At 72.5% G+C, this 19,083-nt stretch carries 19 protein-coding genes; 7 read left to right on the top strand and 12 right to left on the bottom strand.

From position 1 onward, the window contains the following. Window positions 1-47 precede the first annotated feature (47 nt). Window positions 48-278 (bottom strand): DUF4287 domain-containing protein, encoded by a 231-nt coding sequence (locus tag ACH41F_RS17520; protein WP_391231647.1) that lies wholly within the window; start codon window positions 276-278, stop codon window positions 48-50. A 103-nt stretch (window positions 279-381) separates the two neighbouring features. Between ACH41F_RS17520 and ACH41F_RS17515 the strand changes: the two genes are divergently transcribed. Beyond that, the gene (locus ACH41F_RS17515) at window positions 382-693 is read left to right on the top strand and encodes a hypothetical protein (protein ID WP_391231646.1); all 312 of its coding nucleotides are present in this window, start codon (window positions 382-384) and stop codon (window positions 691-693) included. Between the two features lies 1 nt (window position 694). On the opposite strand, the gene ACH41F_RS17510 is transcribed toward ACH41F_RS17515, so the two are convergent. From ACH41F_RS17510 to ACH41F_RS17500, 3 genes are all read right to left on the bottom strand, one after another. Then, complete coding sequence (locus ACH41F_RS17510; protein ID WP_391232329.1) at window positions 695-1,477, bottom strand: hypothetical protein; 783 nt, start codon at window positions 1,475-1,477, stop codon at window positions 695-697. 307 nt (window positions 1,478-1,784) lie between these two features. After that, complete coding sequence (locus tag ACH41F_RS17505) at window positions 1,785-3,005, bottom strand: acetyl-CoA C-acetyltransferase (RefSeq protein ID WP_398836478.1); 1,221 nt, start codon at window positions 3,003-3,005, stop codon at window positions 1,785-1,787. Between the two features lie 160 nt (window positions 3,006-3,165). Beyond that, window positions 3,166-4,206 (bottom strand): GDSL-type esterase/lipase family protein, encoded by a 1,041-nt coding sequence (locus tag ACH41F_RS17500; protein WP_391231644.1) that lies wholly within the window; start codon window positions 4,204-4,206, stop codon window positions 3,166-3,168. Window positions 4,207-4,355: 149 nt separating this feature from the next. On the opposite strand from ACH41F_RS17500, the gene ACH41F_RS17495 reads away from it, so the two are divergent. Next, entirely contained in the window at window positions 4,356-5,741 is a 1,386-nt protein-coding gene (locus ACH41F_RS17495; RefSeq protein ID WP_398836475.1) for a cystathionine beta-synthase, read from the top strand. A 50-nt stretch (window positions 5,742-5,791) separates the two neighbouring features. Here the strand turns inward: ACH41F_RS17495 and ACH41F_RS17490 are convergent, their stop codons facing one another. Further along, entirely contained in the window at window positions 5,792-7,627 is a 1,836-nt protein-coding gene (locus ACH41F_RS17490) for a recombinase family protein (RefSeq protein ID WP_398836472.1), read from the bottom strand. A gap of 295 nt (window positions 7,628-7,922) precedes the next feature. Further along, entirely contained in the window at window positions 7,923-8,786 is an 864-nt protein-coding gene (locus tag ACH41F_RS17485) for a helix-turn-helix transcriptional regulator (protein WP_398836470.1), read from the bottom strand. Between the two features lie 149 nt (window positions 8,787-8,935). On the opposite strand from ACH41F_RS17485, the gene ACH41F_RS17480 reads away from it, so the two are divergent. Next, the gene (locus ACH41F_RS17480) at window positions 8,936-9,697 is read left to right on the top strand and encodes an SDR family oxidoreductase (protein ID WP_398836467.1); all 762 of its coding nucleotides are present in this window, start codon (window positions 8,936-8,938) and stop codon (window positions 9,695-9,697) included. Between the two features lie 9 nt (window positions 9,698-9,706). Here ACH41F_RS17480 and ACH41F_RS17475 read toward each other — a convergent pair whose 3' ends face one another. Further along, window positions 9,707-10,144, bottom strand: a complete 438-nt coding sequence (locus tag ACH41F_RS17475) for a hypothetical protein (RefSeq protein WP_391231639.1) — start codon at window positions 10,142-10,144, stop codon at window positions 9,707-9,709. Window positions 10,145-10,390: 246 nt separating this feature from the next. On the opposite strand from ACH41F_RS17475, the gene ACH41F_RS17470 reads away from it, so the two are divergent. From ACH41F_RS17470 to ACH41F_RS17460, 3 genes are all read left to right on the top strand, one after another. Beyond that, window positions 10,391-11,896 (top strand): aromatic amino acid ammonia-lyase, encoded by a 1,506-nt coding sequence (locus tag ACH41F_RS17470; RefSeq protein ID WP_398836464.1) that lies wholly within the window; start codon window positions 10,391-10,393, stop codon window positions 11,894-11,896. Continuing rightward, a complete protein-coding gene (locus ACH41F_RS17465; protein WP_398836462.1) occupies window positions 11,893-12,765 on the top strand; it encodes a MurR/RpiR family transcriptional regulator in 873 nt (290 codons plus the stop codon). The genes ACH41F_RS17470 and ACH41F_RS17465 overlap by 4 nt, the downstream gene beginning before the upstream one ends. Window positions 12,766-12,855: 90 nt before the next feature. Beyond that, a complete protein-coding gene (locus ACH41F_RS17460) occupies window positions 12,856-13,440 on the top strand; it encodes a hypothetical protein (protein ID WP_391231636.1) in 585 nt (194 codons plus the stop codon). Between the two features lie 11 nt (window positions 13,441-13,451). Here the strand turns inward: ACH41F_RS17460 and ACH41F_RS17455 are convergent, their stop codons facing one another. The 5 genes from ACH41F_RS17455 to ACH41F_RS17435 form a co-directional block, all read right to left on the bottom strand. Continuing rightward, window positions 13,452-13,826 carry a hypothetical protein gene (locus ACH41F_RS17455; protein ID WP_391231635.1) on the bottom strand — a complete coding sequence of 125 codons (375 nt, stop codon included), beginning with the start codon at window positions 13,824-13,826 and terminating at the stop codon, window positions 13,452-13,454. A 34-nt stretch (window positions 13,827-13,860) separates the two neighbouring features. Next, window positions 13,861-14,334: a roadblock/LC7 domain-containing protein gene (locus ACH41F_RS17450; RefSeq protein WP_391231633.1), complete on the bottom strand. Its 474-nt coding sequence runs from the start codon at window positions 14,332-14,334 to the stop codon at window positions 13,861-13,863. A gap of 34 nt (window positions 14,335-14,368) precedes the next feature. Further along, window positions 14,369-15,262: a transcriptional regulator gene (locus tag ACH41F_RS17445; protein ID WP_391231631.1), complete on the bottom strand. Its 894-nt coding sequence runs from the start codon at window positions 15,260-15,262 to the stop codon at window positions 14,369-14,371. Then, complete coding sequence (locus ACH41F_RS17440) at window positions 15,259-15,645, bottom strand: hypothetical protein (protein WP_391231629.1); 387 nt, start codon at window positions 15,643-15,645, stop codon at window positions 15,259-15,261. Before ACH41F_RS17440 ends, ACH41F_RS17445 begins: the two co-directional genes overlap by 4 nt. A gap of 188 nt (window positions 15,646-15,833) precedes the next feature. Further along, window positions 15,834-17,219 (bottom strand): diaminopimelate decarboxylase, encoded by a 1,386-nt coding sequence (locus ACH41F_RS17435; protein WP_398836457.1) that lies wholly within the window; start codon window positions 17,217-17,219, stop codon window positions 15,834-15,836. A 188-nt stretch (window positions 17,220-17,407) separates the two neighbouring features. On the opposite strand from ACH41F_RS17435, the gene hutU reads away from it, so the two are divergent. Further along, a complete protein-coding gene (gene hutU / locus ACH41F_RS17430; protein WP_391231627.1) occupies window positions 17,408-19,072 on the top strand; it encodes a urocanate hydratase in 1,665 nt (554 codons plus the stop codon). The last annotated feature ends 11 nt before the right edge of the window (window positions 19,073-19,083 follow it).

The raw sequence follows: 19,083 nt of genomic DNA, 5'->3' as shown, positions 1-19,083 counted from the left end.
CGGGTTCTCCCGGGGCCCTTTGTCGTCGGCGGGAGGTACGGGCGCGGCTAGAGGAACTTGCGCGCGGCCCTTCTCAGGTCGTACTCGTGGATGAGGGCTTTCGCGTGGCCGTAGGCGAGGTTGTGTTCGTGACGGAGCCAGCTGACCTTTTCCTCGAAGCGGAAGAGCGCCGGGCCGTCCTCGACGGTGCGGAGCCAGTCGGACACTTCACGACCGGTGCAATGGGGGATGCGGGCGAGCAGATTGCGGTGGGTCTCCTCGGAGAAGACTTGGGACATCGGCGCCTCCGGACGCATGGGGTGTGAGCCGGTCCTTCAGGTCACCGTGCCTGAGCGTCGGCCGGTTGGCAACAGTGCCGGTGAGACGCGTTACGGTTGCGCCGTGGTGGATACGACGCGTCTGACCCAGGCTGTGGATCACTTCGCCGACCGCTTGCGGGCGGCCCCCCAAAGTCGCCTCCAGCGAGGCGCGGCCACCGAGGCCCTGGGCCTGGCCAGGGAGTTGGCGCGGCGGGCCCAGCTGATCGAGGAGCCCTCGGCGCGGCCCCGGGAGATGCCGGACGCGGGGATGTTCGCCGCGGCCGACCAAATCACCGTGGCCGTGCACGACTTGGCCCTCGTACTCACGGACGAGGGCCAGGTCGACGAAGCTGTTCGGTTGGTGGAGGAGGCTCAGCGGCGGGCCGGCGTCTGAGTCACAGCGACGCTATGACCCGGTCCGCCAGGATGTAGACGTTCTCCTCGCCGCACGCGAAGGTCAGGGTGTAGGCGCCGGAGATCCCCGAACCGCCCAGCAGTATCGGGCTCTCGCCCGCGGTGAGGGCCGCCGAGAGGCGCTCCGCCGTCTCCTTGTGGCCCGGCGTCATGCACAGGGTGGTGCCGTCGGCGAAGACATAGACGTCCAGGGTGCCCAGCGGACCCGGCCGCACGTCGGCCAGCTCCACGCGGCCGGCGGCGAGTTCCTCCAGCGTGGCCACGGTGCGCTCATGGTCGTTCACCACCGGCGACTGCACCGGGACGAAGTCCGGGTGGGAGGGGTGCCGGCGGCGGGCCGCGGCCAGTTCCGGGGAGTCCCCGGCGAACTCGTCGGCCTCGGACGCCGACTCGGCGACCGGCTCCAGCGGCTCCAGGCCCACGAAATCGGCCTGCCGGGGCAGGAACAGCTCGCTGTCCGGCAGCCCGAGCAGGGTGGGCGCGTCGGAGGCGTCACGGGCCTCCTGGGCGGCCCAGAACGCGCGCGCCTCGGCGAGCTCCCGCTCCCGCTCCTCGGCGAGCGCCTCGGCCACCGCGGCGCGTATCTCAGCGGCGTCGGCGGAGTGACGGGCGGCCGGCACGCGACCGCGCGCGGCGGCGGCGTTCGTCTCCGCGAGCTCGCTGTGCAGGGCCGCCACCTGCCGACGCAGCTGCACGAGGGTGCGCAGGACGGCGACGGCGACGGCACCCGTGGCGGCCGTGGTGACCAGCAAGGCGATCGGCATGGCGCTCACTGACGTACTCCCGGTTCAAAGTCGACCCCCGACTTCCTACATCAGCTTGAAGGGCGGACTATCCCGCTGTCAGTGCGTAACGTCACGAAACGGACAGGACTTTGGGCCCGAGGTTTCCTGTGAGATCGGCTCTGACCTGCGCAAATCCCTTCGCGAAGGGAGATAGGTCACATCCTGGGGGAGATTGGATCACAAAACGGCCCAGAACCCCGGTGGTTCAAGGGTTCTGGGCCACAACGTCACGGCGGGTGTGCGCGCGACTACGTTCGGCGGTGCGCCGAAGGGATCCCCGACGTCCTCAGCTGAGGCGCTCGATGACCATCGCCATGCCCTGGCCGCCGCCGACGCACATCGTCTCCAGGCCGAACTGCTTGTCGTGGAACTGGAGGGAGTTGATCAGCGTGCCGGTGATGCGGGCGCCGGTCATGCCGAAGGGGTGACCGACGGCGATGGCGCCGCCGTTGACGTTCAGCTTCTCCAGCGGGATGTTCAGGTCGCGGTAGGAGGGGATCACCTGGGCGGCGAACGCCTCGTTGATCTCGACCAGGTCGATGTCGTCGATGGTCAGACCGGCGCGGCGCAGCGCCTGCTGCGAGGCCTCCACCGGACCGAGGCCCATGATCTCGGGGGACAGGCCCGAGACGCCGGTGGAGACGATGCGGGCGAGCGGGGTGAGACCGAGCTCGCGGGCCTTGGTGTCGGACATGATGACGACCGCGGCGGCGCCGTCGTTCAGCGGACAGCAGTTGCCGGCGGTGACGAGGCCGTCGGGGCGGAAGACCGGCTTCAGGCCGCCGACCGCGTCCAGGGTGACGCCGGCGCGCGGGCCGTCGTCCTTGGCGACGACCGTGCCGTCGGGCAGCGTGACCGGGGTGATCTCCCGCTCCCAGAAGCCGTTCTTGATGGCTTCCTCGGCGAGGTTCTGCGAGCGGACGCCGAACTCGTCCATGTCCTGGCGGGTGACGCCCTTCCAGCGGGCCAGGTTCTCGGCGGTCTGGCCCATCGCGATGTAGGCGTCCGGCACCAGGCCGTCCTCGCGCGGGTCGTGCCAGGTCGTGCCCTCCTGCTGGGCGACCTCGGCGGTGCGCGCCTCGGCCTCGGCGAAGAACGGGTTGTGCGTGTCGGGCAGGCTGTCGGAGTTGCCCTTGGTGAAGCGGGAGACCATCTCGACGCCGGCCGAGATGAAGACGTCGCCCTCGCCGGCCTTGATGGCGTGCAGGGCCATGCGGCTCGTCTGCAGCGACGAGGAGCAGTAGCGGGTGACGGTGCAGCCGGGGAGGTGGTCCATCCCCATCTGCACGGCGACGATCCGGCCGAGGTTGTTGCCCTGCTCGCCGCCGGGCAGGCCACAGCCGAGCATCAGGTCGTCGATGTCGCGCGGGTCCAGCTCGGGCACCTTCGCGAGCGCCGCCTGGATGATCGTGGCGGTGAGGTCGTCCGGGCGGAGGTCCTTCAGGGAGCCCTTGAAGGCGCGGCCGATGGGAGAGCGGGCGGTCGAGACGATCACGGCTTCGGGCATCACGGCTCCATGGGCGGGGTTCTTCGGGCAGGGCTGGTTGGGAAGTTACCCGTACGTATGGGCCAGGTCACGGGTGCGGCGGTGTGACCCTGACCGCAATTTTCTAAGCGCTTGCTTTTCTCGGTGCCCACCGGACACGCCTCCCGGAGCGGCCTCCGCCTCAGACGCCGGTCTGGCTGCTCGGCGAAGGCACCGCCTCCGCTTCCTGCACCCTCCGCCGCCGCCTGCGCTTCAGCAGCGCCCACGGCCCCTTCGGACCGGTCGGCATCGCCGCCGCGACCTCCGTACCGGGCTCGGCGACCGCCTCCGCGGCCGCCTGCGCCACCGGCAGGAAGCCCTCGCGACGGCTCACGTCCGGGCGCTCCTCGTCGGCCGGCCACAGACCGAGCGCCGCACAGACCGTCGGCAGCACCGCCATCGCCGCCGTGGCGTAACCCTCCGCCGACGGGTGGTAGTTGTCGGGGCCGAACAGCTCACGGGGGTTCGCCGCGAACTCCGGGCCCAGCAGGTCACCCAGCGACACCGTACGGCCGCCCTGCTCGACCGTGCCGATCGTCTGGGCGGCCGCCAACTGGCGGGAGGCCCGGCGCGCCAGCCAGCGCAGCGGCTGCTGGACCTGCTCGACCGTCCCGAGGTCGGGACAGGTGCCCACCACCACCTCCGCGCCCGCCGTACGCAGCCGGCGCACCGCCGCCGAGAGGTGACGCACCGACCGGGTGGGCGGCATGCGGTGGGTGACGTCGTTCGCGCCGATCATGATCACGCAGATGTCGGGCACCCGTTCGGGGTCCGCCAGGGCCAGGGCCACCTGGCGGTCCAGGTCGTCGGAGCAGGCGCCCGGCAGAGCCACATTGCGCAGGTCCACCGGTCGTTCCGCCACCGCCGCCAGCCCCGAGGCCAGCAGCGCGCCCGGGGTCTGACCCGAGCGGCGCACACCCTGGCCCGCCGCCGTGGAGTCACCCAGCATCGTGAACCGCAGGGGGGGCTCCCCCGGGGTGGAGTAGGACAGGCCGTACAGGCCGTGCGCGTTGGGCACCCGCGGCGCGGCGCCGTGGCCGTTGCCCACCTGCCGTCTGGCCAGCCGCACCTCGGCCAGCACCAGGCCCACGGCCGCCGCACCCACCAGACCGATCCCGCCGCCGCCGTACGCCGCGCCGGCCGCGATCCGCCGGGCCACCCTCGCCCTCGACATGCTCGTCATACGTCGCCGCCACCTCCGTGCTAGCCGTACACCCACTCCTTGCCCCGTACCGGCGGTCGTCCAATCTCGACGGGGAGTGAACGTCCGCCGCGGGCTTTAGGCTGGCGGAACCACTACGACCACATCTTTTGCGGCATCCGGAGACAACGGTGCAATTCCACGACTCGATGATCAGCCTCGTCGGCAACACCCCGCTGGTGAGGCTCAACAACGTCACCAAGGGCATCCAGGCCACCGTCCTGGCCAAGGTGGAGTACTTCAACCCCGGCGGTTCCGTGAAGGACCGCATCGCACTGCGCATGATCGAGGCGGCGGAGGAGAGCGGCGCGCTCAAGCCCGGGGGCACGATCGTGGAGCCGACCAGCGGCAACACCGGGGTCGGCCTCGCCATCGTGGCCCAGCAGAAGGGGTACAAGTGCATCTTCGTGTGCCCCGACAAGGTGAGCACCGACAAGATCAACGTGCTGCGGGCCTACGGGGCCGAGGTCGTGGTCTGCCCGACCGCCGTCGACCCGGAGCACCCGGACTCGTACTACAACGTCTCCGACCGGCTGGTGCGTGAGACGCCGGGCGCGTGGAAGCCCGACCAGTACTCCAACCCCAACAACCCGCTCTCCCACTACCACTCCACCGGCCCCGAGCTGTGGGAGCAGACCGAGGGGAGGATCACCCACTTCGTCACGGGCGTGGGCACCGGCGGCACCATCTCCGGCACCGGCCGCTACCTGAAGGACGCCAGCGACGGCAAGGTCAAGGTCATCGGCGCCGACCCCGAGGGATCCGTGTACTCGGGCGGTTCGGGACGGCCGTACCTCGTCGAGGGCGTCGGCGAGGACTTCTGGCCGACCGCCTACGACCGGACCGTCGCCGACGAGATCGTCGCCGTCTCCGACAAGGACTCCTTCCAGATGACCCGCCGCCTCGCCAAGGAGGAGGGCCTCCTGGTCGGCGGCTCCTGCGGCATGGCCGTCGTGGCGGCCCTGCGCGTCGCCGAACGGCTCGGCCCCGACGACGTCGTGGTGGTGCTCCTGCCGGACAGCGGGCGGGGGTACCTGTCGAAGATCTTCAACGACGAGTGGCTGGCGTCCTACGGATTCCTCGAGGAGTCGGAGCCGGCCGCGAGCGTCGCGGATGTCCTGAGGTACAAGGCGGGCGCCATTCCCAGCCTGGTCCACATGCACCCGGACGAGACGGTCGGCCAGGCCATCGAGGTGCTGCACGAGTACGGCGTCTCCCAGATGCCGGTGGTCAAGCCGGGGGCCGGGCACCCGGATGTCATGGCGGCGGAGGTGGTCGGCTCCATCGTCGAACGGGACCTCCTGGACGCCCTGTTCACCCAGCGCGCCTCCCTCACCGACCCGCTGGAGAAGCACATGTCGTCGCCTCTTCCGCAGGTGGGATCGGGTGAGCCGATCGAAGACCTCATGGCGGTCCTGGGCCGTGCGGACGCCGCGATCGTGCTGGTCGAGGGCAAGCCGACCGGAGTGGTGACGCGTCAGGACCTTCTCGCGTACATGGCGCGCCCCGCTCAGTGAGGCGGACGGGGGTGTCGTACTCGAGAACGGCACCCCCGCAAGCCTCCTGCTCAGCTCACGGGCGTGATCCGAAGGAGCCCGGGATCGAACGCGGCGCGGCGCGACCGACCGGGCGGAAGCGGCAGGACGGTGACCCACCGCAGGACGGTGCCGGTCGCCGCCCGTCGCTGTTCCAGACTCATCAGGGGCCAGCGCGACGAGTCCCAGCCGGTCAGGCTCTCCTGCCGGATGCGCTGGTGCTCCTCACGGGCCGTTTCCAACCCCGAGATCCGCGTCTGGAGATCGGCCGTCTGCTCCGGCCCGAGGGAATCCCGTTTGCCGATCAGGGACCGGAGCAGTGGAGTGCCGGCCCATTCCGGTTGTTCCGGGCCGACGGCGGCGCGGCGCTCGTCGATCAGGGAGAGCACGACCGCCTCGACGCAGCGATCGACGTCACGGACGTTGCGTGCGGTGCCCCCGCAGTCCAGGGCGGTACACATGTACACGGCGTTGTCGGGGTCGGCCGCTGTCGGCCGGGCGCAACCGCCCATCTTGGAGTTGCACGGAGTGCCGTCGTCCCGGATGGCGCCACAGCGCACGTACCCACTGAACAGGTACTTGCGGAAGCTCTGGGGCTCGCCTCCCGGCGGCGGACTGCCGTTCGTCAGACGGGTGCCTCTCTTCGAACCGCGCTGTCGGGAGAGTGCCACCAGCGCCTCCCACTCCTCGACGGTCGCGGGGGCGTCCCACCGGCCGACGACCGGCGCGCCGGTGGCGGGGTCCCGGACGAGTGCGCCATGGATGGCCCGGTAGCCGCACATCACAGGGTTGACCAGGGCCTGGCGTACCGTCGCTCCGCTCCATCGGTTTCCCGAAGCGGTCGGGACGCGCTGCGCATTGAGGTGCCTGGCGATGGCGTTCCAGCTCGTGCCCCGCAGCGCGGATTCGATCATCTCCCGGAGAACAGGCCACTCCTCGGGATCCTTGCGCATGTTGATCCTGATCCCCGACCGGGGGTCGGGCGGAAGCCAGCCGAAGCGTCTGCGCCCGCCCGGGGTCCCGCCGTCGATGGCCCGCCGCCGGATGTGGCGCTCGACGCGCTCCTTCGTCCTCCACACCTCGCCCTCGCCGGCGACGGTGTCTTCGGCGCTGCGCTTCGAGTGAAGGTCGAAGACGGCCCGCCGCTCGATGAACAGCCCTTCCTCGGTCACGGTGACAGCCTGACGGACCCTGGCGAAGTCCGGGGCCAGCCGCCATACGCGTTCCTGTTCCGTGGCGATGAGGGCCTGGACCGGGAAGCCCTCGGTCGTCCTCCGGCAGTGGAGCGCATCGGTCATTTCCGTGAACGCCGGCCGCAAGATGGTCGGCTGCACAGCCGTCAGCCCGTTGTCCTCGTAGAACTTGACGACGGCCACCCCGAACGCGTCGGCCGTCTCGCGGTTCTCCTCATGCTGGTGCCGAACGCCCGTTCCGGCCGCTCGGCCCTGGGCCAGAACGGCGGACCGCGTGCTCTGGTCGGCGCTGATGCGGGCGTAGTCCACTCCGGGTATCCGCCCGCCGAGCCACTCCTCGAAGGTGCCCCCGGTTTCCAGCGCCGAGACGAGCGAGGGGTTGAGGAAGCTCCTGGACCAGCCCGACATGCGAGTACCTCTTCGAGTGTGGACGACGTGTTCGGACACCTCGAAATATGCGGGCGCGGGACAGGACTCGGGAGTGGATGGCCAACTGGTTCCGCAGATCGGGTGAAGGAAGGGGCACTGATTGACGTCGTGGCCGCGTCGCAGCCAACCTTCCTCGCCAGGGGTGGGAAGGAGCGGTGAACGTCCGGTGAACCGGCGGGGCGGCGGGCGGACTTCCGGTTGCCTACCGAAGTGGTGGACTTCGTCGAAGTGGTACGAGGGTGTCACGTCCGCGCAGCACCCGCTTAACACGCGTCCGGCACATTAGGGGGTGTCGGCAGGGCGGGAGCGGCTCCCCGTCCCGGCCGGCACCCAAACGGCGTCACAGGACCTCCGGAGCGGCTCCCGGACCTCCACAGACGCCTCGGACGCGAGGCCCGGCCTGACCCGGTCAGCGTCCCTCGCGGGGACCGCCGTCGTCCCGCCCCCCGGCAACGGGGGTGCGGCGGTCCCCGCGAAAGCCCCTTTTTGCGCCTGAACCGGCGCCGCTCTCGCGGACGTGGTCGCCCGCCGTCGTGGTTCCTCAATCAGGGGTTGCGGCCGTCGTCGCTTTCCAACTTCCCAGCAGCGACAGCCTCTCGGCCGTCTCCGACCCCGGCTCCGGCGTGTACGCCAGCAGCGTCAGGTCGCCTTCCCCGGGGAGGGCCAGCGTCTCGTAGGGGAAGACCAGCCGGCCCGCGACCGGGTGCTGGACGCGCTTCACGCCGTAGGCGCACTCCCGGACCTGGTGGTCGGCCCACAGGCGGCGGAAGTCCTCGCTCTTGAGGGAGAGTTCGCCGACGAGTGCGGTCAGTCGCGGGTCGTTCTGGTGGTGGCCGGCCTGGACCCGCAGATGAGCCACGCACTGGGCGGCCACCGCCTGCCACTCCGGGTAGAAGTCGGGGGCCGCGGGGTCGAGGAAGACGTGGCGCGGGATGCTGCGGGCCTCGGCCGTCGTGGCGCTGTAGCCGAAGACGGCGTCGGCCAGGGCGTTCCAGGCCAGGACGGTCATCCGGCGGTCCAGGACGAAGGCCGGGGTGCGGTCCATGCTGTCGAGCAGCAGTTGGACGCCCGCGCGGACCCGGGGCGCGGCCGGGCGTGCGCCCTGTCTGCGGGGGCGGGCCACCGCGTGCAGATAGGCGTGTTCCGTCTCGTCGAGGCGCAGGACGCGCGCGACGGCGTCCAGGACGGCGTCGGAGACTCCTCCGGATTTCGTCCGGGAGGGGCCCCCGGGGCCTCGGCCCTGTTCCAGGCGGATGTAGTAGTCGACGCTGACGCCCGCCAGCTGCGCGACCTCCTCCCGGCGCAGGCCGGGTACGCGGCGCCGCCCGTGCGAGGGCAGCCCCACGTCCTCCGGCTGGATGCGAGCGCGGCGTGTGCGCAGAAAGTCTCCGAGGTCCCCGTCCATGGGTTCGATCGTAGGGGAGCGGCGGGCCGTGAACCTGGTACTGGCAGACCCAGGAACAGCTCATCCCTGGGTAGGGCGGGCCGGGCGGCGCAGGGTGGTGGTCGTCGCCGGGGTGCCCGGCGGACTTCCGGCCAACGAGGAGCACCGCAATGTCGTACGAGAACCTGTCCGGCCGTACCGCCGTCGTCACCGGGGCCGCGAGCGGGATCGGTGAGGCCGTCGCCGTCCTGCTGGCCGCGCAGGGGGCGAAGGTCGCGCTGCTGGCGCGCCGTCAGGAGCGGCTGGACGCCGTCGTGGAGAAGATCCGGGCCGATGGCGGGCAGGCGCTCGCCGTGGTCGCCGACGTGACCGACGGCGATTCGGTGGACGCGGCCGTCGAGCGGGTCCATGCCGCCTACGGGGCTGTCGACCTGGTGGTGAACTCGGCGGGCGTGATGCTGCCGAACCCGGTCGACGACGGGCGGGTCGACGAGTGGCAGCGGATGATCGACACCAATGTCACCGGGGTGCTGCGGATGATCCGGGCCTTCACGGCGGATCTGGTGGGCGCCGCCGCGCAGGGGCGGACCGCGGACCTGGTGAACATCTCGTCCATCGGCGCGCACATCACGTTCCCCAACTACGCGGTGTACGGGGCCACCAAGGCCGCGCTGACCTATCTCTCGCAGTCCCTGCGGGGTGAGTTCGGGCCGCGCGACGTGCGGGTCACCAACGTCGAGCCGGGGCTGACGCAGACCGAGCTCGCCTCGCACATCGACAGCGACGGGCTGCGGGAGCAGATCGGCGGGATGGTCGACGCGGTGGGCACGCTGTCGGCCGAGGAGGTCGCCGACGTCGTCGCGTACGCCACCAGCCGTCCCCGGCACGTCAACCTGCGGCAGATCATGGTGCTGCCGACCCGGCAGGCGTGACCCGTCCGGTCAGTCCTCCCAGGCGTCGTCGCCCTTGTGGTGACGGCGCCTGCCGCTGAACAGCTCCGGGTTGGAGCGCACCGCCTGGAAGGCGTTCACCCCCACGATGCCCGCCCAGGCGACCAGCAGGCCCGGGAGGTGGGCCACCCCGCCGCCGATCGCGGACAGCGGGATCGCCAGGACCAGCGAGACGATGCCGAAGCCGAACCGCTCCCCCCAGGAGTCCGTGGGCTTCGGCGACCGGGAGCCCCGGGCCACCACCATCTGCTGCTCGGCCAGCTGCCGGCGTACCCGGCGCTCCACCGCGCCGTCGATGCGCTGGTCGACCTTCTCGAGGAAGGAGTCGACCAGCGCGGACTCGTACTCCTCGCCCAGTTCCCTGCGTGCCTGCAAGGTGGCGTCGAGTTCCTTCTTCAGGTCGGCGTCCCGCGCGTCCATTCCGGTCATGGGACTTACGGTAGGCAGCGCCCGTGGCCCCCGCACTGGGGATATCCCCCGTGTTCGTGGTCGGGGCCGCCGGGCCTTTCCCGGGGGGCGTGCCGCGCCGGATCATGAGATGCCCTTGCCCGGCTGTATAACGGCATGCAGAGTTCTTGGTGGCTGAATAGGTTGTCAACGGGTGGGTCTGGACGCGGAGGGACGGATGACCGCGCGGCAGGATCGGATGCCCGCGGCGAGGGGAGTTCGGGCGTGATGTCGTCTCGGGTCGTGGAGGCGCCGGGTGCGGTGGACGCCGGCCCGGTCGTCCTCGACGGGATCGGACTCGGGGTCGAGGACGTCGTACGCCTCGCCGACGGCGCGGTGCGGCCGGTGCCCGGGACCGATGCGATGAAGCGGGTGACCGAGTCCTGGGACGCCGCCCGGCAGATCGCCGCGACCGGCCGCGTCTACGGCCGCTCGACCGGCGTCGGCGCGAACCGCAACGAGGACGTGCCCACCGAGGCCGCGGCCGAGCACGGGTTGCGGCTGCTGCGCAGTCACGCCGGGGCCATCGGGGCGGAGCTGCCGGCGCGGCAGGTGCGGGCCATGCTGGCCGTGCGGGCCAACCAGTTGCTGGCGGGTGGCGCGGGGCTGCGGCCGAGTGTCGTGACGGCCCTGTGCGAGGCGCTGGCCGGCGGGGCGTACCCGGTCGTCAACGAGTTCGGGTCGGTGGGGACCGGGGACATCGCGGCGCTGGCCCAGGCCGGGCTGGCGCTGACGGGGGAGCACCCCTGGCGGGGACCCGCTCCCGAGCCCCAGCCCCTCGACAACAACGACGCCCTTGCCTTCATCAGCAGCAACGCGCTCACCCTCGGGCAGTCCGCCCTCGCCCTGCATGAACTGCGCGGGCTGCTGGAGGCCACCCAGGTCGTCGGGGCGCTGTCGCTGCTGGCCGTCGACGGGTCGCACGAGGCGTACGCCGCCCCCGTGCACGCCGCCCGGCCGCACCGGGGGTCCGCCGAAGTGGCCCGGCGGATGCGGGAGTTGATCGGCGCCGACGAACGGCCCACCCCTCCGCTCGGCCGGATCCAGGACCCGTACGGCTTCCGCTGCCTGCCGCAGATCCACGGCCCCGCCCATGACGCGGCCGACGCCCTGGAGGAGGTCGTCGCGATCGAGATCAACGCGGCCGCCGAGAACCCGCTGATCGCTCCCGCGGACCTGGCCGCCTACCACCACGGCGGCTTCTACCAGGCCCAACTGGCGCTCGCGCTGGACCACTTCAGGCTGTCGCTGACCCAGGTCGCCCGGCTCTCGACGTCCCGGCTCTCCACCCTCAACGAGCCCGCCTACACCCGCCTGCGCCCCTTCCTCGCCGACCACGAACCCGCCTCCTCCGGCGTGATGATCCTGGAGTACGCCGCCGGTGCCGCCCTCGGCGATCTGCGGGCCTTCTCGGCGCCCGCGTCGCTCGGGCACGCTGTACTCTCCCGGGGCGTCGAGGAACAGGCCAGCTTCGCCTCCCTCGCCGCACGTCAGACGCTGCGCGCGTGCGGTGCGTACCGTCTGGTGGTGGGCTGCGAACTCGTCGCCGCCGTACGGGCGCTGCGCATGCGCGACCACGGTCCCGATCCGGACCTTCCGGTGGGCCGCGCGCTGGAGCTGGCCCTGTCGGTGCTCGACGAGGACCCGGCCGACCGGCCGCTGACGCACGACGTGACGGCGGCGGCCGCGCTGCTGGACCGGTTCACGGACATCTGGAGGGGGAGCGCGTCATGAGCGCGGAGGACACGGCGGGGCGGGCCACGGGCACGGCCGACAGCCCGGCCGCACGGTTGCAGGCCCTCTTCGAGGGGCACCGGCTCACCCCGACCCAGCGCCGCATCGCGCACAGCATGGTGCGCAGGGCGGCCGACGTGCCGTTCCTGTCCAGCGTCGAGCTGGCGGAGCTGGCGGGGGTCAGCCAGCCGTCCGTGACCCGCTTCGCGGTCGCCCTCGGCTTCGACGGCTACCCCGCCCTGCGCAGGCACCTGCGCGAGGTCGCCCCCGCCGAGCAGAGCGTGGACGCGGTGGCCCGCAACGAGTACCAGCAGGCCGTCGAGGCCGAGATCGAGAACCTCCGGCACCTCGCGGACCTGCTCGCCGACCCCCGGCCCGTGCGGAAGGCCGGACGGCTGCTGGCGGCGTCCCGGCCGCTGCCGGTGCTGGGGCTGCGGGCGGCGGCCTCGCAGGCGTACGGCTTCGCGTACTTCGCCGCCAAGGTCCACCCGGACGTCCGGCTGCTCCACGAGGGCGGCACGATGATCCACGACCGGATCGACGCCGCGGTACGGGCCGGTGCCTCGACGCTGCTGTGCTTCGCGCTGCCCCGGCACCCCCGCGAGGTCGTGGACACCCTCGGGTACGCCAAGGAGGCCGGGCTGAGTGTCGTCACCGTCGCCGACTCCGCGTTCGCGCCGGTCGCCAAGGTCTCCGACCTGCTGCTGCCGGCCGCCGTGGGCACCGGGCTCGCCTTCGACACCGCGTGCGCGCCGATGCTGCTCGGGCGGGTGCTGCTGGAGGCGATGTGCGACCACCTGCCCGAGGCGCAGGCCCGGCTGGAGGAGTTCGACGCGAGGGCGGCGGCGCGCGGGCTGTTCGTGGAGTGAGGCCCGGGCGGGCTTTTCATGCTCGTCTCACGTTCGCCCGTTAGTCTGCCCGGTCGACAGGACTGTGCCAGGACGACGAGGAGGCTGGACGTGGCACGCGGAGGTCATGGGCTCGCTCGGGTTGCCGTCGTGGTCCGCGCCGGGGCCGCGCCCCTGTGGTGGGCCGGAGTGTTCGCGGCGGGTGTCGGACTGCTGGTGCCGGGGCTGACCGGGCGCCGGATCGGGGTGCTGGCGGGGGCGGCGCTGTTCCTGGTCGCCGCCGCCCTCGTGGCGTACCGCCGGCGCGGGCGCTACACCGCTCTCTCTCGCGATGTCGCCCGGGCCGGCAAGCACGACGTGCTCCAGGACCGGGCCGTGACCGTGCGCAACTGGCGGCACGGGCACCGCTGGTGGGTGCTGCTCGCCTGGCTGGCGGCCCTCGGCGCCAACTTCGCCGTGCCGGTCGCGGGCGGTCTGCTGCTCGCCGGGGCCGGTGTGGGGCTGTGGCTGAAGGCCGGGTGGATCGGGCGCCGTGAGCGGGACGGGGAGGCGCTGCTGTGGGTGCGGGTCGACTGGCTCGACGCGCGCGGCGGACGCCCGGTCGGCAAGGCGGTCCGGGCGTACCGCGGCACCGGCGTCGCGGCGGGCGACGCGGCCCCGGGCGGGGCCCGCCGTCGCACCGCGGCGCTGGTCTGAGCGTCGGGCCCTCAGACCTCCAGGTCCTCCTCGATCCGCTTCAGCTGATGGCGGGCCATCGCCAGGTTGGCGCGCTTGGCGTCGAGCACCAGGTAGAGGAACAGACCGTTGCCGCCGCGTCCGGCCATCAGCCGGATCAGGTGGTACTGGTCGGTGAGTGTGATCAGGATGTCCTCGATCTGGCCCTTGAGGCCCAGGTGCTCCATGGTGCGCAGCTTGGCGCGCACCACGTCGGTGTTGCCGGCGGCGGCGACGTTGAGGTCGAAGCTCTTGCTGCCGCCCATCGTGCCGAGCGCCATGCCGCTGGTGTAATCCACGAGGGCGACTCCGGTCGCGCCCTCGATGGAGGCGAGTGCTTCCTTCAGGCAGGTTTCGGTGTTGGCCATGACGGTCTGTCCCTCTTTCCGGGGTTGTTCGGTTTCAACTTTCCGTGGATGCGCGCGGGTTGGTCGTGCGTGGGGTGCGCGCCGTTCGGTTGCGTGCGGTGGCGGGTCTGGTGGGCTTCGCGGGTGCCTCGGCGGCCGGGCGGGCGTCGACGACCTCCCCGATCCGGGCGCCGGCGCGCCGGCCCTCCAGATGGAGGCGTCCGACGCTCACCCCGTCCGGGGCGAGCAGGGTGAGGACCGCGGTACGGCCCGCGGCGTACGTCGACACATAGCCGTACGACCCGCGCACCAGCAGTTCGCGGAAGTCGCCCTGGCCGGTGGCGTCCGCCAGCCGCAGCGCGACGCCGAGCGCGGCCGCGGTCAGGGCGGCCATGCCCTCGGGCTCGACACCGGGGGTGTCCTGGGCGATCACGAGGCCGTCGACGCTCGCCGCCAGGGCGCCGGTGAGCTGCGGGACGCGGCTGCGCAGCCGGCGCAGCTCGTCGAGGACCTCGGGGTCGGTGGCCATCAGGTCTCTCCTCTCGGCGCGTGTCCGCTGCCGTTCAAAGGGACTCCAGCGCATCCCTGAGCCTCTTCAACAACGCGATGTCGGGGTCGGCGACCTCGGGTGAGGTCGCCGCGGAGTGCGGGGCGGGGCCGCGGACGGCCAGGGGGATCGGGGCGTCGCCGGCCGGGACGGCGCGGGGGCGGGGCGGGGGGGCCGGGGCCGGGGTCCGCGGGTCGCGGGTCACGACCCCGGCCGCCGCCATCCGCCGGAGGTCCACCAGGGTGTGAAAGGCCGGGCGGCCCAGCGCGCGGGCGATGTCCGGCCCGGTGCGGGAGCCGTCGATCAGGTCCAGCACCGCCCGCTGCCGGGCGCTGAGGCCGGGGGCCGCGAGGGTGTCGGCGCGCAGCAGGGCCGCCTCGTCGGTGCCCGGGTCGGGCCATATGCGGTGCAGCAGGTCCCGGCGGCGCAGCGTCTCGTGCTCCAGGGCGGTGACCGTGACCGGGTGCACGGCGCCGAGGCGGCCGGCGCCGGTGTACCGGAAGTGTCCGGGGCTGCTGCTGGGCGCCAGGGCGAAGTAGGCCGCGTCGTACAGCGCCTCCAGGTGGCACAGCTCCAGGGCGCCCCGGGTGAGCTGGCCGCGCCCGGCCAGCAGCAGGCCGGCGCCGGGTGGGCCGTCGGCCTCGGCGACCGCCTGCCGCCAGGTGTCGCCGTCGAGGGTGCCGCGGGCGGTGAGGAGCACGTCGAGGCCCGGTGCGAGGGGGCTGTCGGCGTGCACCACCCGGCCCTCGGACAGGTGCAGGGTGCCGCGTTCGCGGACCAGCACGCCGGTGGCCCGCTCGGCGGCGAGCCGGGTCAGCATCGGGGAGACGCCGCCCCATGCCCGGACGTGGGCCTCGGCCTTGTCCCGCACCGGCAGCCGGGGCGGCGGTGTCGTTCTCAGCGCGGTCATCCCAGCACCAGCCGTCCGGTCATCTCGCCGAGCCGGATGCGGGCCAGCGCGAGGTTGCCGTCCACGCGGGCCAGCCACAGGTGCAAGAAGACGCTGCTGTCGAAGGAGGTCCGTACGAAACGCAGGATGTGGTAGCTGTCCTGGTTGCTGATGATCACGTCCTCGACCGGGGGGTCGGCCAGGTCGTCGTCGGCGGCGAACGCCCGGTGTTCGGCGGCCAGTCGGGCCAGCTCGGCGGCCTCCGCCGCGGCCGCCTCGTGGTCACCGCCCGGTGACTCCCCTGCGGTGCCCAGGGCCAGCCCGCTCGTCCAGTCGACCAGGGCGACGCCCCGGGCGCCGGGCAGTTGCATGGCTTCGAGTAGACACTCGTCGATTCCGGGCACCGCGTGTTCCCCTCCCGCATGGGGTTCGGCTGAGTGACGCCGAAGCTACGCAGTGTGTGCGCGGGAGGTGAGGGTTCTGGCATTTTCCGGTGGAACATGCGCGCGACGGCTAAGGTGGGTCAACTGAGCTCGTTCAGCGACCAGTTGACCCATACGTCCATCGGCGTGCGTCAAGGGCGCGCGGTTGCTCAGAGGGTGGTGAGCGCGGAGGCGTGCGCCCCGCCCGATTCGGCCACGATCTCGTCGAGCGTCTGCGGCGCCCGTACGGTCGCGAAGGCGACCCCGCCGCCCCCGTCGGGCGCGAAACCGTAGATCCCGGGCCGGGCGAGGGAGTTGTACGCGTAGTGGTGCGCGACGTAGTACGCCCCCGTGTCCAGCGCCGCCGCGTGGTCGCCCTGCTCCAGGAGCGGCAGCGCGCGCCCTTCGGCGAGGAGGTCGCCCGAGAAGCAGGCGGGCCCGGCGATGTCCTGCACCACCTCGGGCCCCTCCTTGGGCCGCCCCTTCGCGTCGTAGGCCGCGATCCTGAGCGGCCACGAGCCCGGCGCGTACACGGTCCGCGTCGCCACCTGCACGCCGGCGTGCGTCACCGCCACCTGCCGGCCGCCCGCGCTCTTGGTGTACTCGACCCGGGCCACCACGGTCCCGTGCTTGGCCAGCAGTGACCGGCCGAACTCGGTCACCAGCCCGTACCGCCCGTCGAACAGCCCCGGCACCGCCTCGCTCAGCAGGCGCGCGTACTGCGCGTACGTCGGCGTCGTCGCCTCCGAGCCGAAGTTCACCGGCAGCCCGCCGCCGATGTCGAGCGTGTCGATCTGGCGCCGCCCGAGGCGGAGGTTGATCTCCTCGGCGAGCGCGTACGCCTCGGCGACGCCCCGCGCCATCAGGGACAGCGGCACGCCCTGGGAGCCGGTGTGGGTGTGCAGTCGGGTGAGCCAGGGGCGGTCCGCGTAGGCGCGCACCAGCCACTCCCGGGCGCCCGCGTCCCGCAGGCCCACCCCGAACTTCGAGGTCGCCGTGGCCGTCGACGTCGCCCCGATGGAGCCCCCGCCGACCTGCGGGTTGACCCGGATCCCGAGCGGTGAGCGGCTGGTCGCCGACCGCATGAGGGCGTCGATGCGGGCCAGCTCCTGCGGGTTGTCCGCGTTCACGGCGATCCCCAGCGCCAGCGCCTCCCGCAGCTCGGCCGGCGTCTTGGCGGGCGAGTCCAGGACGGTCGCCTCGGGACGCAGCCCCGCCGCCCGTGCCAGCGCCAGCTCGCCGGGGCTCGCCACCTCCGCCCCGATCCCGGCCTCCCGCAACAGCCGCAGCACCGGCACCAGTGGGGAGGCCTTGACCGCGAAGGCGTGCAGCACCGGGGTGCCGGGCGCGGTGACCGCGTCGAACGCCGCCCGCAGCTCCGCCGCCGACTCCCGGATGCCCGTCACGTCCAGCAGGCCCACGATGGGGGAGTCCGGGCCCAGCAGCCGCTGCTCCACCGCGGCCCGCACCGCCTCGTCCCGTCGCGCCGCGCGCGCCCTGCCCGCCCCGTTGCCGTCGTCCACGCCGTCCCCCGTGAGGTCGTTGTCCGCGCCCATGCGTCCAGCCAAACACCCGTTCCGCGCCCGCGCCGCGGGACCGCCCTATTGACTAGGTCTATTCAGAAAGTCAGGATGTGAATAACAGCCACACAATGCGCGGCTGGACCGTGCCCGGCCGGACGGCCCGCGACCGCGCGACCCCAGGCACCACATCCACGGCAGCCCGATCCGCCAGGAGGCAGACCATGTCAGGACCCCGCCCCGTCCGAGCGCCCCGCGGTACGGAACTGAGCGCCCTGGGATGGCAGCAGGAAGCCGCCCTGCGGATGCTCCAGAACAACCTCGACCCCGAGGTCGCCGAGCACCCCGACAAGCTCGTCGTCTACGGCGGCACCGGCAAGGCGGCCCGCGACTGGCGCTCCTTCGACGCCATGGTCCGCACCCTGCGCACCCTCAAGCAGGACGAGACCATGCTCGTCCAGTCCGGCCGCCCGGTCGGCGTCATGCAGACCCACGAATGGGCCCCGCGCGTCCTCATCGCCAACTCCAACCTCGTCGGCGACTGGGCGAACTGGGAGGAGTTCCGCCGCCTGGAGGCCCTCGGCCTGACCATGTACGGCCAGATGACCGCCGGTTCCTGGATCTACATCGGCACCCAGGGCATCCTCCAGGGCACCTACGAGACGTTCTCCGCCGTCGCCGCCAAGAAGTTCGGCGGCACCCTCGCCGGGACCATCACCCTCACCGCCGGCCTCGGCGGCATGGGCGGCGCCCAGCCCCTCGCGGTCACCATGAACGACGGCGTGGCGATCTGCATCGACTGCGACCCGCGCGCCATCGAGCGGCGCATCGAACACCGCTACCTGGACGTGCGGGCCGACAGCCTGGAGCACGCCCTCCAGCTCGCCGTCGAGGCCCGTGACGCCCGCCGCCCGCTCTCCATCGGCCTGCTGGGCAACGCCGCCGAGCTGCTGCCGCGCATGCTCGCCGAAGGCGCGCCCATCGACATCGTCACCGACCAGACCTCGGCGCACGACCCGCTGGCCTACCTCCCGACCGGCATGGCCTTCGAGGACATGGCGGACGCGGCGGCCAAGGACCCGGCGGGCTTCACCACCCGCGCCCGCGAGTCGATGGCCCGGCACGTCGAGGCGATGGTCGGCTTCATGGACGCCGGCGCCGAGGTCTTCGACTACGGCAACTCCATCCGCGGCGAGGCCCGGCTCGCCGGCTACGACCGCGCCTTCGCCTTCCCCGGCTTCGTCCCCGCCTACATCCGCCCGCTGTTCTGCGAGGGCAAGGGCCCCTTCCGCTGGGCCGCGCTCTCGGGCGAGGCCTCCGACATCGCCAAGACCGACAAGGCGATCCTGGAGCTGTTCCCCGAGAACGAGTCCCTCGCCCGCTGGATCAAGATGGCCGGCGAGCGCGTCCACTTCCAGGGCCTGCCCGCCCGGATCTGCTGGCTCGGCTACGGCGAGCGGGACAAGGCCGGCGAGCGGTTCAACGACATGGTCGCGAGCGGCGAGCTGGCGGCGCCCCTGGCGATCGGGCGCGACCACCTGGACGCCGGGTCCGTCGCCTCCCCCTACCGGGAGACCGAGGGCATGCTCGACGGGTCCGACGCGATCGCCGACTGGCCGCTGCTCAACGCCATGGTGAACGTGGCGTCGGGGGCGTCCTGGGTGTCCCTCCACCACGGTGGCGGCGTGGGCATGGGCCGCTCCATCCACGCCGGTCAGGTCACGGTGGCCGACGGCACGAAGCTGGGCGGCGAGAAGGTGCGCCGGGTCCTGACGAACGACCCCGGCATGGGCGTCATCCGGCACGTGGACGCCGGGTACGACATCGCGGAGTCGGTGGCGGACGAGCGCGGTGTGCGGGTTCCGATGCGTGAGGGTGACTCGGCGTGACGGAACGCGGC

It is taken from the genome of Streptomyces sp. NPDC020489 (assembly GCF_044386545.1).
Classification (GTDB): Bacteria; Actinomycetota; Actinomycetes; order Streptomycetales; family Streptomycetaceae; genus Streptomyces.
Note: the sequence above shows the minus strand (reverse complement) of the source record. Positions and strands in the feature narration are given on the sequence as shown.

Excerpts from the sequence above, each read along its gene's own strand:
- ACH41F_RS17520 (WP_391231647.1), bottom strand. The coding sequence starts at position 278 with ATGTCCCAAGTCTTCTCCGAGGAGACCCACCGCAATCTGCTCGCCCGC.
- ACH41F_RS17510 (WP_391232329.1), bottom strand. The coding sequence starts at position 1,477 with ATGCCGATCGCCTTGCTGGTCACCACGGCCGCCACGGGTGCCGTCGCC.
- ACH41F_RS17505 (WP_398836478.1), bottom strand. The coding sequence starts at position 3,005 with ATGCCCGAAGCCGTGATCGTCTCGACCGCCCGCTCTCCCATCGGCCGC.
- ACH41F_RS17500 (WP_391231644.1), bottom strand. The coding sequence starts at position 4,206 with ATGACGAGCATGTCGAGGGCGAGGGTGGCCCGGCGGATCGCGGCCGGC.
- ACH41F_RS17485 (WP_398836470.1), bottom strand. The coding sequence starts at position 8,786 with ATGGACGGGGACCTCGGAGACTTTCTGCGCACACGCCGCGCTCGCATC.
- ACH41F_RS17480 (WP_398836467.1), top strand. The coding sequence starts at position 8,936 with ATGTCGTACGAGAACCTGTCCGGCCGTACCGCCGTCGTCACCGGGGCC.
- ACH41F_RS17475 (WP_391231639.1), bottom strand. The coding sequence starts at position 10,144 with ATGACCGGAATGGACGCGCGGGACGCCGACCTGAAGAAGGAACTCGAC.
- ACH41F_RS17470 (WP_398836464.1), top strand. The coding sequence starts at position 10,391 with ATGTCGTCTCGGGTCGTGGAGGCGCCGGGTGCGGTGGACGCCGGCCCG.
- ACH41F_RS17465 (WP_398836462.1), top strand. The coding sequence starts at position 11,893 with ATGAGCGCGGAGGACACGGCGGGGCGGGCCACGGGCACGGCCGACAGC.
- ACH41F_RS17455 (WP_391231635.1), bottom strand. The coding sequence starts at position 13,826 with ATGGCCAACACCGAAACCTGCCTGAAGGAAGCACTCGCCTCCATCGAG.
- ACH41F_RS17450 (WP_391231633.1), bottom strand. The coding sequence starts at position 14,334 with ATGGCCACCGACCCCGAGGTCCTCGACGAGCTGCGCCGGCTGCGCAGC.
- ACH41F_RS17445 (WP_391231631.1), bottom strand. The coding sequence starts at position 15,262 with ATGACCGCGCTGAGAACGACACCGCCGCCCCGGCTGCCGGTGCGGGAC.
- ACH41F_RS17435 (WP_398836457.1), bottom strand. The coding sequence starts at position 17,219 with ATGGGCGCGGACAACGACCTCACGGGGGACGGCGTGGACGACGGCAAC.
- hutU (WP_391231627.1), top strand. The coding sequence starts at position 17,408 with ATGTCAGGACCCCGCCCCGTCCGAGCGCCCCGCGGTACGGAACTGAGC.